This window comes from Maribacter ulvicola (assembly GCF_900155985.1).
In the GTDB taxonomy this organism is placed as follows: Bacteria; Bacteroidota; Bacteroidia; order Flavobacteriales; family Flavobacteriaceae; genus Maribacter; species Maribacter ulvicola.
The window spans coordinates 257599-273758 of sequence record NZ_FTMA01000005.1 but is presented as its reverse complement, the minus strand read 5'-3'; the positions used below and the strand labels follow the sequence as shown (position 1 = coordinate 273758).

Genomic DNA, 16160 nt, shown 5'->3' with positions numbered 1-16160 from the left:
GCAAATGAAAGTGTACGAATAGATATTACCGACGGTGCGAGTACAACAATAGATATCCGTGATGCGGATAACGATCCAAATAATGAGAACCAGACCGTAAGTGCGGGAACGGGGATTTCGGTTAGCCAAAGCGGAGACGACTTTGCGGTGACCAATACGGCTCCTGACCAAACGGTGGCCCTAACGGATGGCGGAAACGGTAATGTAACCATAGGCGGAACATATCCGAACTTTACTATCGATGTACCAGATGCCACGGTAGATACAAATACGGAATATACGGCGGGAAGTGGTCTCAATTTAGCAGGTACGGTGTTCAGTGCGGATGTTAGCAATACGGCAGGTAATGCGTTGAGTATAGATGCGAACGGACTTTATGTTTCCAATGTGGATAATGTGGACGATGCGGATAGTGATCCAAATAATGAGAATCAGACCGTAAGTGCGGGTACTGGAATTTCGGTTAGCCAAAGTGGAGACGATTTTGCGGTGACCAATACGGCCCCTGACCAAACGGTGGCCCTAACGGATGGCGGAAACGGTAATGTAACCATAGGCGGAACATATCCGAACTTTACTATCGATGTACCTAATGCTACTGTCGATACCGATGAACAGGATTTAGGTTTAGGTACTAATGGAGTAGCGAATCAGAGCGTGGAATTAACCATTACGGACGGTGCTGCAGCTTTGATAGATATCCGTGATGCGGATAACGATCCAAATAATGAGAACCAGACCGTAAGTGCGGGGACTGGGATTTCGGTTAGCCAAAGCGGAGACGACTTTGCGGTGACCAATACGGCCCCTGACCAAACGGTGGCCCTAACGGATGGTGGAAACGGTAATGTAACCATAGGCGGAACATATCCGAACTTTACTATCGATGTACCAGATGCTACTGTCGATACCGATGATCAAACTTTAAGCTTGACAGGAAATATATTAGCGATTTCTGAAGGGAACTCAGTTAATTTAAGTGGATATGAAAACACAGATGACCAGACTTTAAGTTTAACAGGGAATACATTGGAGATTGCAAATGGAAACTCGGTTAATTTAAGTGGATATGAAAACACAGATGATCAAACTTTAAGTTTAACAGGAACCGATTTAACGATCGATGGTGGAAACACGATTGACATTAGTGGAATCGACACGGATACCGATGACCAGACCTTGAGTATTTCAGGAGATCAATTAAGTATATCGGAAGGTAATAGTGTCACTATTCCTAGCCCAAATGGTGCCGAAACAATTGTAGAAGCTGCGCCAAATTCAGATATAAGTGTAAGTGGTACTGGTACATCGGCTAATCCATATGTAATAGCGAACACAAGGCCAGATATTTTCTATCCACCTTCAATAGCAGTAGATGTATCAAGTACAGGGAATAATAGAACAATTAATTTACATGCGGAGTATTTAGCACAATACGGTACTCCTGAAGTACGTAGTGCAGGTGCGCCAGCAGCGATACCAACGTATGCGAATACTGAACTATACTACTATGTTACGTATTATGATCCTACAGTATTTGCCAATGTTACAGTTAATGCAAGTGGTATTATGCAGTATGATGTCATTGCGTCACCAACAGATTATAACACGTTGATAAACGTAGTATTTGTAGCTAAATAATTAAGACTTCATCTGATTCCAAATCGATTTGAAAAATAACTATACATATAAAACCATATTCCTTAGCATTGTATTTGCAATGCTAGGGATTTTTGTGTCCAATGCGCAGTTTTTATTACAGGCGCCAACAGATAGCGATCAAAATAACTTTCGCTGGTATGAAGCTTCAGATCCGACAACGGAACTTGGTACTGAATCCTTTTATGAGGTCACCCAACCAGGTATTTACTTTGCTACTTATGATGGTACTTTATGCGGCTCTAATGCAACAGGGTATTTTATTGTAACCGATTGTAATAATCCAAATAATGAAGTAATAATGGATATTACCTCTAACGTGCCCAGTACAGCCTCGGTAAGTTGGAGTCCGCCATTAACGGGAGATCAACTAAGACCAATGGTCATAGCAACAGATGCAGTGGTAAAATATACTGCAATGGTTACAAAAGCAGGTAACACATTTAGTCTACCTAATTTTACAGTAGTTTGTCTGCCTGAAGCTGCAGATTTAGAAGATGATTTGGTAACTACAGATGAAGAAGTTTCGGTGATTGTTGATATTTATGGCAATGATGCCGATTTACCAGATGTTGGTACTTTAACAACAACTGATCCGGTAAATGGCTCGGTTACTATCGATGATGTTGGTACACCTAATAATCCATTAGACGATATTGTCACTTATTCTCCAGATGAAGATTTTAACGGTACCGATAGTTTTGATTACACAATTTGTAATGCTTACGGTGATTGTAGTACTGCTACGGTAACCATAGAGGTATTACCAGTTTTAGATACTAATGATGATTCGGTCGCTATAGATATTAATGCAATTACCGCAATAGATACATGGCAAGTAAATGATAATGATTTACCATCCGTTGGAACATTTAGCGTAACACAACCTACTAGCGGTTCTGTAACTGTAGATGATAACGGAACACCCAATGACCCATCCGATGATATTCCTACCTACTTCCCTAATAATAATTATTTGGGTACAGATGCTTTTGAATATACGGTGTGTGATACTGTTGGTAACTGTAGTACATCGACCATAACAATTCTTATTAATCCTTTAGGTGTTGATTTGGATAGTGATGATGATGGTATCGTTGATAGTTTTGAAGATTTGAATTTAGATGGTGATAATGATCCATCTACCGATCCAATAGATACTGATGGTGACGGCTTCCCAGATTATTTGGATATAGATGCTGATGGTGATGGTATACCAGATAATGTTGAGGCTCAGACGACGGCAGACTATATAATGCCTTCAGGGATCGACGCCAATACCAACGGTTTAGATGATGCTTATGAAGCAAATGGTTTGACTGGAATTTTTCCGGTTGATACTGACGGAGATAACCTACCGGATTATTTAGATGAGGATAGTGATGACGATAATGTAGTTGATGCCATTGAAGCCCATGACCACAACCATGATGGTATAGCAGATACGGTTAGTATTGGTTCTGATAAAGATAATGACGGTTTAGATGATGGCTATGAAGGTGCAATCTCAGTTGATACAGATGTCAACGATGAAATTGATGATCCTTACGCACAACTGCCAAATACAGATAGTGATGAAGAGTCTGATTACAGAGATACCGATGATGATGATGATGGTATAGAAACTCGTGATGAAGATATCAACCTTAATGGAAATTATGTTGATGATGATTCTGACGATGATGGTACACCTAATTACTTAGATTCAGATTTAGGTCAGCTAGAAGAAGAAATCGAAGTTTTCAACGTTATTACACCTAATGGTGATGGAGTCCATGATATTCTTAGAATAGACGGTTTACAAAATTACCCTAACAATACATTGAAAATTTATAACCGGTGGGGTGTAGCGGTATATATGACGAAAGCATATAATACAGAAGGTAATGTCTTTGATGGTACATCTGAAGGTAGGGTAACCGTTGATGTAGATAGTAAATTGCCTGTAGGTACTTACTTCTATATTTTAGATTATGAATTGCCGAACGGAGAACCCAAAACACTTTCGGGTTACATATACATAAATAGATAATAGGTATGTTGAACACTTATAGTACTACTGTTAATTGGAAAATTCTAAAACAAGTTGTCGCTACCATGGCACTTTGTCTCGGGGTATTTTCTTATGGACAACAAGACGCACAGTATACACAGTACATGTATAATACCATTAGTGTAAACCCTGCTTATGCAGGTTCTAGAGGACATATTAGTATTGGAGCTTTACATCGTTCTCAATGGGTAGGCTTAGATGGTGCACCAACTACGCAAACTTTCAATGCTCATTCTCCAATTGGTTATAGAGGTGTTGGTTTGGGATTATCAATAGTAAATGACAAAATAGGACCTACTGCAGAAACTAATTTTGATGTTGACTTCTCCTATACCGTTTGGACTTCTAAAGAAGGGCGTTTAAGTTTTGGATTAAAGGCTAGTGCCAATCTTTTAGATATTAGGTTTTCAGAACTTAACCAATATACTACTGACCCCACATTACAGCAAGATATTGACAATAGATTATCACCTAACATAGGGGCAGGAGTGTATTACCGTACCAATAAATTTTATGTAGGGTTATCCGTACCAAGGTTTTTGGAAACAACACATTTTCAAGAAACGAATTTATCAACTGCTAAAGAACAAATGAATCTTTATTTAATAACAGGCTATGTCTGGGATTTAAATGATTCTGTGAAATTTAAACCAGCATTACTGACTAAAGTTGTAGAAGGAGCACCATTACAAGTAGATGTATCGGTAAATTTTATGTTTAATGATAAATTTATTTTAGGGGCCGCTTACAGGTGGGATGCTGCATTTAGCGGAATGGCAGGGTTTAATGTTTCTAATAAATTCTTGATTGGTATAGCGTATGATAAAGAAACTACAGACCTTGGTAATACCGCTTTTAATGATGGATCATTTGAAGTTATATTCAGGTATGATTTTATAACATCCAAAAACAATTTAAAATCGCCACGTTTCTTCTAGATTTTTCTTTTTATAGATTCTTCATTACGTAAAATACGGAAAACGCCTTATTTTTACCTTATGAAGGAAGAACAGGTAATTCTCGTAAACGAAAGCAATGAACAAATTGGTACTATGGCTAAAATGGAAGCCCATGAAAAGGCAGTTTTACATAGAGCATTTTCTGTTTTTATAACGAATGACAGTGGTGATATAATGTTGCAACAACGTGCGGCATCTAAATATCACTCTCCATTATTATGGACGAATACATGTTGTAGTCATCAACGAGTAGGGGAGTCAAATATTGAAGCAGGTAAACGTAGACTCCAAGAAGAAATGGGATTTCAGGCGGAGCTAAAAGAATTGTTTTCCTTCATTTATAAAGCCCCGTTCGATAATGGACTGACCGAACATGAATATGATCATGTAATGTTAGGTAGCTTTAATTCAGAACCAACTATAAACCCAGATGAGGTAGAGGCTTGGAAATGGATGTCTCCAGAAGCTGTAAAAGAGGATATTTCTCAAAACCCTAAAGAATACACAGCTTGGTTTAAAATCATTTTTGATAAATTTTATGAACATTTATTTAAAATGCCAACGAAATAATGAAAGTAAAAGTAAGTAGAAAGGCGCATTTTAATGCTGCTCACCGGTTGTATAGAAAAGATTGGGACGAAACTAAAAACACTGAAATTTTTGGTAAATGTAACAACCCTAATTTTCATGGACATAATTATGAGTTAATTGTAAGCGTTACCGGAGAGATAGATGTTGAGACTGGTTTTGTTATGGACATGAAGGTGTTGAAACACTTGATAAAAGTTGAGATTGAAGACTATTTAGATCATAAGAATTTAAATGTTGAAGTTGAAGAATTTAAAAAATTAAACCCAACTGCAGAAAATATTGCAGTAATAATCTGGAAAAAGTTAAGACCACATATACTAGAATCACACAATTTAGAAGTAATACTGTACGAAACCCCAAGAAATTTTGTAACATTTTCTGGATGATACTAGATTAAATTTGTAAGAAAAACCTTAATTGTGCGTTATGTAGTTGATTAATAGACGCCAATAAACAATAAATACAATGATACACCCTTTGAAATTTAAACCAATTTTAAAAGAAAGACTTTGGGGCGGTACTAAGCTTAAAGAGGTTTTTGGTAAACCTATAGAAAGTGATATTACTGGTGAGAGCTGGGAGCTATCAACCGTTAAAGGTGATATTTCTATTGTAGCAAATGGTAGTTTAGAAGGTAGGTCCCTACAAGATCTTATTGATTCTAATGCAGAAGAACTTTTGGGTAAAAGTGTTGTAGAACGTTTTGGAAAAGAATTTCCTATTCTTATAAAGTTTATCGATGCCAAACAAGATTTATCTATTCAACTACACCCTAATGATGCTTTAGCAAAAGAGCGTCACAATTCTTTTGGGAAAACAGAAATGTGGTATATTATGGATGCTGACCCTAAGGCAGAGTTGATCGTTGGTTTTAATAAAGATGTTACCAAAGAAGAATATGCTGAAAGTGTCGCTAATGACACCTTACTTGATCTTTTAAATTATGAAGAAGTTAAAGAAGGAGATACGTTTTTTATAAATACAGGTAAAATTCATGCAATAGGAGCAGGAGTAATGTTGGCAGAAATACAACAAACTTCTGATGTAACGTATCGTGTTTTCGATTTCAATAGAAAAGACAAAGACGGTAACCTTCGTGAACTACATACAGATTTAGCTTTAGATGCTGTAGATTATGAAAAGAAAGATGATTTCAAAGTTGCTTATGGTCATGATAAGAATAAAGTAAATACCATGGTAGATTGTCCTTATTTTAAAACCAATTTCATTGAACTTACGGAAAATTTAGATGTAGATACTGCACAACGCGATTCATTTACCATTTTCATGTGCGTTGGTGGTGAAGCTAAAATTAATACTGCCGAAGGTGAAGTTTCAATTAAAAGTGGAGAAACAGCGTTGTTACCAGCTTCAACTCAGAAGATTTCTTTACAATCTATTGGTGCTAAACTGTTAGAGGTTACTATTTAAGTACTAATTAACTATATAGGAGTTCAAATATTGTATTTTTGCAAAAAATAATTAGAGATGGCAAGTATTAAAAATTTAAAGAAAGATATTAATAATGTTCTTGGTGACATTATAGAAGGTGTTTATATAGTTGAGGCTACTAATGGTACAACTCATTCAAAAGAAGGTTCTGCCATTATAGATGAAGCAATTGTAACTTTTGACGAGTTGGTTGCTAAAATCAACAAAAATGATGTTGAGAACAAGAAAGCACATTTCAAAGAAGTTAGAAAAGATTTGGAAACTAAGGCAACTAAATTAGTTGAAGACTTGAATAAGCTAGCTTAATTCAAGACTACTTTAAAATTAAAAAAGCATCCTAATATTTTAGGATGCTTTTTTAGTTGGTATAAATTGAATTGTACTGACTATTTCTTTAAAAGAGCGGCTAGCTCTTTACCATATTTAGATTCAGCAACCTTTGGTGACAGCACTTGATAGATAGAATCTAGGTATTTAACATTTGCATCAGGTATTTCCTTTAATGCAACATACGGTGCAATAAATGATGATTTATTGTTAAGGGCAAAATTGATGGAAAAAGCATAACCACGTTGTAAATTTCTATTACTGATATTCTCCAATGAGTCTATATTTATTGGACTAAGTTGATTTTCTGGCTGCACGGCCTTCATCATTATTTCAACATTCCTTTTATTAATACCGGTCATGGTTTTCTTATATTCTTCTAATTTTTTTTGTGTTTCAGAGCCGGTTATTTTTGCAGTTGTGTCAAATGTATTCCAATCTGTATTTATAGTAATAGTACCTGGTTCAGCAAAGAAAGTAATACGGTCGTTAGCATCATTGTTATCTTTTTTATCTAGATATAAATAGAAAATTTCTGGACTCATTAATTTGGTTTTAAAAGAAAAATTTCCATCTCCGTTTATAGCAATAGAATCAACAGTAATTAGAACCGAGTCAGGTATATGTTGTAAATAAAGGGTACCTTTTTTAAGTCCTTTTATTCTACCGTTAACAATCATTGTTTCTTCTGGGTTATCGCCACATGAGCTCAATGCCAATAGTGCGGTAATAACGAATAGTATTTTTTTCATTCTTATTATTTAGGGCGCAAATATCTATAAAATTTGATAATAAAGAACGCCGACCTTTTATTTTGTTAGTAATTATGATTTTTATAAACTTGATGCAACTTCCATTAAATAAGCACAAAGTAAAGCTCCGCCAGTACCTACAACATAACCTAAGACTGCTAATAGCACGCCAACAGAAGTTAAAGACGGGTGAAATTCTGCAGCTACTACAGGAGCAGATGCGGCACCACCAACATTCGCTTGACTACCTACGGCTAAAAAGAAATAAGGAGCTCTTATGAGTTTGGCTACCAATATCATTAACCCTGCATGAATGGCAATCCAAATAAAGCCAACAGCAATCAATCCGGGATTTTCAAGTACTTTATTCAAGTCCATTTTCATACCAATGGTGGCTACCAAAATATAAATGAACATACCACCAATTTTACTGGCACCTGCACCTTCATAATTTTTTGCTTTGGTGAAAGATAATGCGATCCCTAAAGTTGTGGCAATAACTACCATCCAAAAGAATGCAGATCCTAAAAAGGAAAGGAAACTTTTTTTATCGCTTACGGCATCAACATTACTTTCTAAAAAAGTGCTAATGTGATCACCAAAGAAATGAGCTATGCCAACAGCGGTAAAGGCCAAGGCTAGCATAACCATGTAATCGTTCAAGGTAGGCACACGTGTAATTTTTTCAGTAAACTCCGTTACCTTTACTTTTAAGGTTTCAATGGCAGAAGTATCCGCTTTTAACCATGCGTCAATTTTTTTAGTTTTGCCAACCCCAAGAAGTACAATGGCCATCCAAACATTGGCCACCACGATATCGATCAAAACCATACCACCGTATTTTTCAGGATTGTATTGAAAAATTTCTAACATAGCAGCTTGGTTGGCACCACCGCCGATCCAACTACCTGCGATAGTTGATAATCCCCTCCATATGGCATCAAAGTCATTGCCACCAACAGTATCTGGAGAGAAAATAGAGACCATAAGAATAGCAATAGGTCCGCCAATAATAATACCTGCGCTACCTGTTAAAAACATGATGAGGGCTTTAGAGCCTAAATTAGAAATTGCTTTCATGTCAATGCTCAGGGTCATAAGAACAAGTGCTGCAGGTAGTAAATATCTGCTTGCCATGAAATATAAATTTGAAATTTCATCAGAAATGATTCCTGTACTGGTCAATATAGCTGGTAATAAATAGCACATTAGTACAGCGGGAACAACGGAGTAGAATTTACTCCAAAATCCGGTTTTTAAACTAGAGGTGTAAAAGATAAAACCTAGGCAAAGAGCCAAAAGTCCAAAGACAACGGTATCATTTGTAATTATAGGTTGAGCCAAAAGGTATAACATAAATATATAGGTAAGTTGATAGTTTCAAATATAGTTAATTAACCAATTTTTTGGCAATGTAATGTGCTACACCATCTGCTGTATTTTCTAATGTAATACCATTTGAAATTGCTTTTACTTCTTCTCTTGCATTGGCAACTGCAATACCGCAGCCCACATTTTCCAGCATTTCTAGATCATTATAATTGTCACCAAAGGCAATGATATCTGTCAATAATTCATGCGCTTCTAAAAGTAATTTTATTGCAGAAAGTTTTGATACCGTTTTGGGGGCAATCTCAATAAGTGTATCATTAGATCGATACAAGTTAAGTGCATGGCCTAACTTCTCTTGCAGAACCGGCATTACTATATCTGCACTGTTCTTTATGCACATGAGCATAATTTTGTGAGCTCCAATACTTCGTTGGTTCCAATCATTCAATGTGTTTTGGGTATCTTGAAATACCGGAACAGATTTCGTGTATTTGATCTCTTTTTCTACACGTAAAGAGGTTTTTGGTACGTACCATTCATTTTTATAATATAAGCCCATATCAGCCTCTAATCCTTCACAGAGCTTATGAATTTCTATTAAGATATTAATAGGGATAAATACGGATGTAATTTCCGTATTACCTGCCAATACCAGAGCGCCATTGTAGCAAATAATTGGTTGATCGGTAATGCCTAAACTCTCTTGAATATAGTACATACCACTGGGCATTCTTGCGGAGACTAGAATGATTTTGGTATTGTCTTTTATTTTGTTCATCTGTTCAATAGCAAATTTAGAAACATCACTTTTAGAAGAAAGTAATGTACCGTCTAAATCTGAACATAAAATTTTATACTTCATTTTAAATATTTAACCAGTAGGTAAGTTTTAGATTTATAGAACGATATTTTGGTTCAAAAGAATTGACAAAGTAATTGTCGTTATAAACGATAAATAAATCTGATAATGGAGCAAAACGCCATTGTAATCTGGAGTTAAAACCTAAATTATCTCGCTGATTACTGTATTGTACAAGTGTTGACCAAAATATAGATTTGCTAAAGGTAACATCTATTTTTGGACTAATCAGCCAAATATCTGTACTGGAATAAGGTTCTGGTAGTGCTATTTTGTCGTAATTCATAGCTAAGGATATAAATATTTTTGGTTGAAATCTCAAATACATTTCTGCACTGAAGGAAAATCTGTCACCATTAAAAAAACTTCCTACAGTGGGTTCAATACTGTAGGCGAACCTCTTTCTGCTGTCAGATTGATATTCCAACGAAACATAATTATAGTGATAACCTACCTCATTGGGTAAGGGTATGGCATCGGCTATATCAGTTGGGTCAAACTCGTCAAAAAGATAAGTGTACGAATGTGTGTATGATACATTGATTTCTGATTGATCATTAAATTTCGACTCCCATGCGCTCATTAAATCATAATCTGTGTGAAGAAAATCATTGTCTGGGCTCCATGTCAAGACTGGAAAAAACTGAAAGCTATGACTTTGCAAAGCACTATCTTCCGGCCAAAAAACGCGCTCTATCATGGTAGCCGTCTTAAAAATATCCGTTCTACGGATAAATCCAAGATCAGATCTAAAATCTTCGCCTATGTAGACTACATCTTCAAAAAAGTTCCAGTTTCTAGAGTTATACTGCATGAACGCCCCTGAAGAAAGGTTTGCTTTACCGGCATTATGGGCATAAGATTTATGTAGATAAAATTTGCCGTTCCAGATGTTATTATCTGAAATTAAATTATAATCTATACCTGCAACTCTATTATAGCGGTCTTCAGGGGCTTGAAATTCATAATCCTCAAATGATTGTCTATTTATAAAGAACATACCTATGTTTGATCGCCCAAAAACATTTTGCTGCAGGGCTAACATGGTATTGTTATTAGAAGGAATTTGCTTCTCTAAATCTTTAGCGGTCTGTAAATTTAGAAACCCTAATCTTAATCCTTGGTTTAACTTTCCGCTTAAACGAACACCACCAATAATTTTATTCTCTATGGCATTGTCAGCAGTGTCTTTTGCAATACCTATACGTCTAGAAAAAAACGGATTAGCATCTCTACCGCCACCGAAACTGCCAAATAAGTCGCTGTTATCTATAAAAAACTGTCTCTTTTCGGGAAGTGAAACTTCAAAACGGGTTAGGTTGGTTACTTGGTCGTCAACTTCTACTTGAGAAAAATCTGGATTTATGGTAACATCTAAATTCATGCTATTACCAATAGCTATTTTGGCATCGCCACCTACATTAATTTTAGTTTCAGATTCATTAAGTTCAAAGTCTTTTCGTGAACCAAAATTTACATATGGGATAATAGTAAGCGGAGTACGGTATTTGCCTAACGGTTTCTCAAAAACCATATCGCCCATAAAGGTGAGACCATATATATTCTGGTTTTGGGGAATATTAGTCCACGTACTATTCTCGTTAGATTGGGTGTCAAAGCGGTAACTATTAAATCGCCATTTGGTTTCACCTTCTTTAAATTTAAAAGCGGTTAATGGTATGGTCATTTCAGCCGTATAATAGCCATCATAAATTTTAGAATCTCCACGCCATTTTACATCCCATGAAATGGTAAATCCGTTGAGGTTTAATCCGCCACCAGAAACCAATCCTTCACGACGTACACCATATGGATTAATGCCAAACAAGAAAGCATTGTTTCCATCATTGAACGTATCAAAAAGTAAGGTGATATTATCACTGTTTCCTGCCCTGAAGTCTCGTTTTAAAGATTGAATGGAATAATCTGAACCAGCAGTGTATACGGTAATTCCAACATATAAGTTAGATTCATCATATAACATTTTAATTTCTGTCTGTTTTTTGGACTGTACGGTATCTAGTGGGAAGTATTGCCAAAATTCATCAGCCTGATCCGCAGTTGTCCAAACTGGTTCATTAAGAATTCCGTCTGGAGTGATTTTTGCGTTAGTTTCGTTTACAATGAATGATTTTTCTGAAATTTGCCCATGTGTAGAATGGCAAAAAAGGATAAGTACAAATGCACTTAAGTGTTTGGTTATTTTGGTCATAGCTTGGTAGTTGACCAAATTTAAGGTTTTGTTTCGTTAAAAAAAATGTCTAACTCATTAAGGTTTACGTGATTTAGGTTCTCTTTTCGCTTCTTTTAAGGCCTTCATTAGAATCCATTCTATTTGTCCGTTCGTACTACGAAATTCATCAGCAGCCCATTTTTCAATAGCCTGCAGCATTTCTTCATTGACACGTAGTGCAAAAGGTTTTTTCTTACTCATTTGTAATTTTGAAATATCGTTCAATTACTATTTTTGCCTCTCTTTCTTTTTGAGTGCCAATAAGTAATTTTTTACCGTTTTTTAATATCAGTTGAATGCCTTTGTTACCTTTTACATTTAGAGCTTTATTTTTACCTGATATACCGCGGTAACCCCATCCGCCATATGCTCTAATAGGACTGTAAGTACGAACAAAGCATTTTTCAATTTCATGCCACCTTATTATTTTTTTGGAAAAATGTATAGGTATAAATTGATAATGTATACCAATTTCGTCAATAGTAGTTTTTAGATTAAACACATATATTAATGGAATTATAAGTATGAATATTAGTAAAAAGGTTGTTTGACCAATTAGGTCATTTGACGCTATATTACCTACGGCATCACCCAATATAAACCAGGTATAACAACTATATGCTATTAAAAATAGTAAAGCTACGTTTAATAGTAGAAGCCACCATTGTGTAAAACGCTGAGTTTCGTTGAAGATTCGCATATTAGTGATTTAAAGTGCCTGCGTTTACTATAGGTGATACATCTTTATCTGAGCACAGAACAACCATTAAATTGCTTACCATGGCAGATTTTCTTTCATCGTCCAAAGCTACCAAATTCTTTTTACTCAACTCTTCTAAAGCCATTTCTACCATACTCACGGCACCTTCTACAATTTTATGTCTTGCCGCAACAATGGCAGTTGCCTGTTGTCTTTTAAGCATGGCATTAGCTATTTCTTGGGCATAGGCTAAATACCCAATACGGGCTTCTAATACTTCAATACCAGCCATTGATAGGCGTTCTTGCAATTCTTGTTCAAGTGCCTCGCTTACTTCATTAACACTAGATCTTAAGGTGATATCTTCATCTAATCCTTCATCTGCAAAATTATCATATGGGTACATACTTGCCAGTTTACGCACGGCGGCATCGGTCTGTACTCGTACAAAATTTTGATAATCATCAACATCAAAAGCAGCCTTGTAGGTATTGGTTACACGCCAAACCAATATGGTGCTTATCATTATTGGGTTGCCAAGTTTGTCGTTAACCTTTAATCGTTCGCTATCAAAATTACTAGCTCGTAATGAAATTCTTTTTTTGGTATAAAAGGGATTCGTCCAAAAAAGTCCGTTCTCTTTTATTGTACCCATGTATTTACCAAATAAGAGCAAAACTCTTGAACTATTCGGATTAACTAATACAAACCCTGCACACATAAACAATGCGGCAAAAATCATAAATGCGCCAATGTAGATTCTTAGAAGAGCAACGCCTGCAATGAAGAGGAGTAAGACTATAAAAAGCATTACATAACCGTTCTGTGCTTTGTGAATTTTTTCTACTTTCATAATTAATGATATTAAAATGATATTATAAATATATCAAATTAAATAACACCAATTACAATTGAAGTTATATTTGACTGAAATATTAATTACCCATCAAACTTCTTGCTCTTCTTTTTATTAGGATTTTTAAAGAGCCGCTTAAAGAATCCGTCACGTTTTACGGGATCACAGTTCAATGCTTCTTGTACTGCAGCTGATGGTTTTGGGAAGTTAGGTTTGGTGTATTCATCAAAATCCTGGTCTTTGTTCAATTCTTGCATCCATAGACCAAAAAGGGGGAGAGCAGCATTTGCGCCTTGTCCAATACTGGTGTTACTGAAACCTATCTCATGTTGATCCAGACCTACCCAAGAAATATGAACCAGTTTAGGGGTTAGGGCAACAAACCAAGCATCTTTATTATTTTGGGTAGTACCAGTTTTACCTGCAATATCATTTTTGAGTCCATATGTATTTCTTAATCTAGCGGCCGTACCAGAATTAACCGTAGATTTCATCATTTCAATCATAATTTGGCTGGTTTCTTTCGAAAAAGCGGCTTTTTCGTTCAATTCCGATTTAAATTTAACCAAAAGGGAATCTTTATGATTAGAGATACTTTTTATCAAATTTGGCTTTATATGTTTTCCGGTATTGGCGTAACTGGTATAAGCTTGAGCTAAATTGATAATTTTAATTTCTCCTGTTCCTAACGCAATAGAAGCTTCTTTGGGTAATTTGTCTTCCATACCCATGTTTTTGGCCATGGTAAGTACATTGTCAATGCCGGCTTGCTCCAGGACTTTTACAGCAATGGTATTTATAGAATTACTAAGACCTTCTTCCATTGAGTAGTTGAGGTACGCTTCATCTTTTTTTCCAGAATTAGAAGGCGACCAACCTTTAAGATTGTCATATTCTATTTCTTCGGCAGAGAAGTATATGCAGGGCGATATGCCTTTCTCAACTGCAGTAGTATATACAATAGGTTTAAAGGTAGAGCCCACTTGACGTTTACTTTGAGAAATATGGTCATACTTGTACTGTTCAAAATTAATACCACCGATCCAGACGAGAATATCTCCGTTAGTAGGATCTACGGCCAGAGAACCAGTATTCAAGAATTTGGTGTAATGTTGAATGCTGTCCATGGTACTGGCGGTAAGCTCTTCGTCTTTTTGCCAAGATTTGAAATTCCTTATCTGTTTGTCTTTAGATAAACTATCAATAATTTGCTTATGCGATAATCCTAATTTTTGTAATCTTTTATACGTAGGAGTTCGCGTCGCTATTTTCTCCATCAAATTTTTATCCTTTAACCAGGGCGCACTGGTACCGTAACTTTTTTCAAAACTAAGCTGCAATTTGGTCATATGGTCAATCATAGCCTCTTCAGCCAATTTTTGCATTTTATAGTTCAGGGTGGTGTAAATTTTCAATCCAGAGGTGTAGATATTGTAATCAGTATTGGCTTCGTTTTGTTCAGAAATCCAGTTGAGCATTTCTTTGCGGACCTCTTCTCTAAAATAAGGTGCAATTCCCGCATTATAATCAAACTCCCTATAATCAAGGTCAAGACCTTCTTGTGAAAATTTGGTAACCTGTACTTCGGAAATAAAGTCGTTATTGTACATGGCACGCAACACTAAATTTCGTCTGCCAAGGCTTTTTTCCGGAAATATCCTTGGGTTGTAACCATAAGTAGCTTTCAACATGCCCACTAAAGTAGCAGCTTGCGCGGCACTGATATCTTTGGTTCTAGTATTAAAAAATTTAAGCGCGGCACTCTCTATACCAAAGGTATTGTCACCAAATGAAACCGTGTTTAGGTAATTAGTTAGAATTTCATCTTTCGTAAATATGTTCTCCAGCCTTTTGGCAATGATCATTTCTTTGACCTTGTTGACGACAATATTCGTTTTTTTTCGTTCTTTTCTGGGATACAAATTTTTAGCCAATTGTTGGGTAAGGGTGCTACCACCACCAGAAGAATTATCGCCTAAAAGCACGGTTTTAAAACCTACCCTAAGTAGACTTCTGATGTCAATACCAGAGTGCTCATAAAAACGCTCATCTTCAATGGCAACTAATGCCTTTATCAAATGCTCAGGAAAATCTTGGAAGGCAACAGGTTGTCTGTCGTATAAATAATACTTACCGATCAATACGCTATCTGCAGTAAAAACCTCTGATGCCATGTGATATTGAAAATTAGAAAGTTCTTTTTTAGAAGGTATTTTTCCCCACAAGCCAATATTAATACTAGCAATGAATAAGATAAATAGGGCAAAAAGGCTAAGTATACCTAAGCCTATGGTTTTACGAATATTCAATTTTCGTTTAGATGATTTTCTCCTCTTCTTCTTCATGACCGCAAGTTCAGCTATAAATTTAATCTTACCAAGTTTTAA

Annotated in this window: 15 protein-coding genes; 7 read left to right on the top strand and 8 right to left on the bottom strand. The window is 35.9% G+C overall.

Annotation, left to right across the window (positions count from 1 at the left end; genetic code table 11):
- From BW936_RS19665 to BW936_RS14430, 7 genes are all read left to right on the top strand, one after another.
- Positions 1–1641, top strand: a 1641-nt coding sequence (locus BW936_RS19665; RefSeq protein ID WP_076549333.1) for a beta strand repeat-containing protein, incomplete at its 5' end; no start/stop codon positions are given.
- A gap of 79 nt (positions 1642–1720) precedes the next feature.
- On the top strand, positions 1721–3691 hold the full coding sequence (locus BW936_RS14455; RefSeq protein ID WP_076549330.1) for a T9SS type B sorting domain-containing protein: 1971 nt from the start codon (positions 1721–1723) through the stop codon (positions 3689–3691).
- A 65-nt stretch (positions 3692–3756) separates the two neighbouring features.
- Positions 3757–4650, top strand: a complete 894-nt coding sequence (locus tag BW936_RS14450) for a PorP/SprF family type IX secretion system membrane protein (RefSeq protein WP_076549399.1) — start codon at positions 3757–3759, stop codon at positions 4648–4650.
- Between the two features lie 60 nt (positions 4651–4710).
- Positions 4711–5241, top strand: a complete 531-nt coding sequence (idi, locus tag BW936_RS14445; protein WP_076549327.1) for an isopentenyl-diphosphate Delta-isomerase — start codon at positions 4711–4713, stop codon at positions 5239–5241.
- Complete coding sequence (locus tag BW936_RS14440; RefSeq protein ID WP_076549324.1) at positions 5241–5648, top strand: 6-pyruvoyl trahydropterin synthase family protein; 408 nt, start codon at positions 5241–5243, stop codon at positions 5646–5648. The genes idi and BW936_RS14440 overlap by 1 nt, the downstream gene beginning before the upstream one ends.
- 82 nt (positions 5649–5730) lie before the next feature.
- Positions 5731–6693: a type I phosphomannose isomerase catalytic subunit gene (locus BW936_RS14435; protein ID WP_076549396.1), complete on the top strand. Its 963-nt coding sequence runs from the start codon at positions 5731–5733 to the stop codon at positions 6691–6693.
- 57 nt (positions 6694–6750) lie between these two features.
- A complete protein-coding gene (locus BW936_RS14430) occupies positions 6751–7020 on the top strand; it encodes a hypothetical protein (protein ID WP_076549322.1) in 270 nt (89 codons plus the stop codon).
- A gap of 80 nt (positions 7021–7100) precedes the next feature.
- On the opposite strand, the gene BW936_RS14425 is transcribed toward BW936_RS14430, so the two are convergent.
- The 8 genes from BW936_RS14425 to BW936_RS14390 all read right to left on the bottom strand — a co-directional run bounded on the left by BW936_RS14425 (position 7101) and on the right by BW936_RS14390 (position 16118).
- Entirely contained in the window at positions 7101–7793 is a 693-nt protein-coding gene (locus BW936_RS14425; RefSeq protein ID WP_076549319.1) for a DUF4369 domain-containing protein, read from the bottom strand.
- An 81-nt stretch (positions 7794–7874) separates the two neighbouring features.
- Complete coding sequence (locus BW936_RS14420; protein ID WP_076549316.1) at positions 7875–9149, bottom strand: DUF819 family protein; 1275 nt, start codon at positions 9147–9149, stop codon at positions 7875–7877.
- A gap of 34 nt (positions 9150–9183) precedes the next feature.
- Positions 9184–9987, bottom strand: coding sequence for a Cof-type HAD-IIB family hydrolase (locus tag BW936_RS14415; protein WP_076549314.1), 804 nt, complete (start codon positions 9985–9987; stop codon positions 9184–9186).
- Between the two features lies 1 nt (position 9988).
- Positions 9989–12196, bottom strand: a complete 2208-nt coding sequence (locus BW936_RS14410; protein ID WP_244156237.1) for a DUF5916 domain-containing protein — start codon at positions 12194–12196, stop codon at positions 9989–9991.
- A 57-nt stretch (positions 12197–12253) separates the two neighbouring features.
- On the bottom strand, positions 12254–12418 hold the full coding sequence (locus BW936_RS14405) for a type II toxin-antitoxin system antitoxin (RefSeq protein WP_076549311.1): 165 nt from the start codon (positions 12416–12418) through the stop codon (positions 12254–12256).
- Positions 12411–12917, bottom strand: a complete 507-nt coding sequence (locus tag BW936_RS14400; RefSeq protein WP_076549308.1) for a hypothetical protein — start codon at positions 12915–12917, stop codon at positions 12411–12413. The genes BW936_RS14405 and BW936_RS14400 overlap by 8 nt, the downstream gene beginning before the upstream one ends.
- Position 12918: 1 nt before the next feature.
- Positions 12919–13770 (bottom strand): SPFH domain-containing protein, encoded by an 852-nt coding sequence (locus BW936_RS14395; protein ID WP_076549305.1) that lies wholly within the window; start codon positions 13768–13770, stop codon positions 12919–12921.
- Positions 13771–13856: 86 nt separating this feature from the next.
- A complete protein-coding gene (locus tag BW936_RS14390) occupies positions 13857–16118 on the bottom strand; it encodes a transglycosylase domain-containing protein (protein ID WP_076549392.1) in 2262 nt (753 codons plus the stop codon).
- Between the last annotated feature and the right edge of the window lie 42 nt (positions 16119–16160).

Coding starts and splice junctions, on each gene's coding strand:
- BW936_RS14400 (WP_076549308.1), bottom strand. CDS start 12,917: ATGCGAATCTTCAACGAAACTCAGCGTTTTACACAATGGTGGCTTCTA.
- BW936_RS14410 (WP_244156237.1), bottom strand. CDS start 12,196: ATGACCAAAATAACCAAACACTTAAGTGCATTTGTACTTATCCTTTTT.
- BW936_RS14415 (WP_076549314.1), bottom strand. CDS start 9,987: ATGAAGTATAAAATTTTATGTTCAGATTTAGACGGTACATTACTTTCT.
- idi (WP_076549327.1), top strand. CDS start 4,711: ATGAAGGAAGAACAGGTAATTCTCGTAAACGAAAGCAATGAACAAATT.
- BW936_RS14390 (WP_076549392.1), bottom strand. CDS start 16,118: ATGAAGAAGAAGAGGAGAAAATCATCTAAACGAAAATTGAATATTCGT.
- BW936_RS14395 (WP_076549305.1), bottom strand. CDS start 13,770: ATGAAAGTAGAAAAAATTCACAAAGCACAGAACGGTTATGTAATGCTT.
- BW936_RS14455 (WP_076549330.1), top strand. CDS start 1,721: ATGCTAGGGATTTTTGTGTCCAATGCGCAGTTTTTATTACAGGCGCCA.
- BW936_RS14440 (WP_076549324.1), top strand. CDS start 5,241: ATGAAAGTAAAAGTAAGTAGAAAGGCGCATTTTAATGCTGCTCACCGG.
- BW936_RS14450 (WP_076549399.1), top strand. CDS start 3,757: ATGGCACTTTGTCTCGGGGTATTTTCTTATGGACAACAAGACGCACAG.
- BW936_RS14425 (WP_076549319.1), bottom strand. CDS start 7,793: ATGAAAAAAATACTATTCGTTATTACCGCACTATTGGCATTGAGCTCA.
- BW936_RS14405 (WP_076549311.1), bottom strand. CDS start 12,418: ATGAGTAAGAAAAAACCTTTTGCACTACGTGTCAATGAAGAAATGCTG.
- BW936_RS14430 (WP_076549322.1), top strand. CDS start 6,751: ATGGCAAGTATTAAAAATTTAAAGAAAGATATTAATAATGTTCTTGGT.
- BW936_RS14420 (WP_076549316.1), bottom strand. CDS start 9,149: ATGTTATACCTTTTGGCTCAACCTATAATTACAAATGATACCGTTGTC.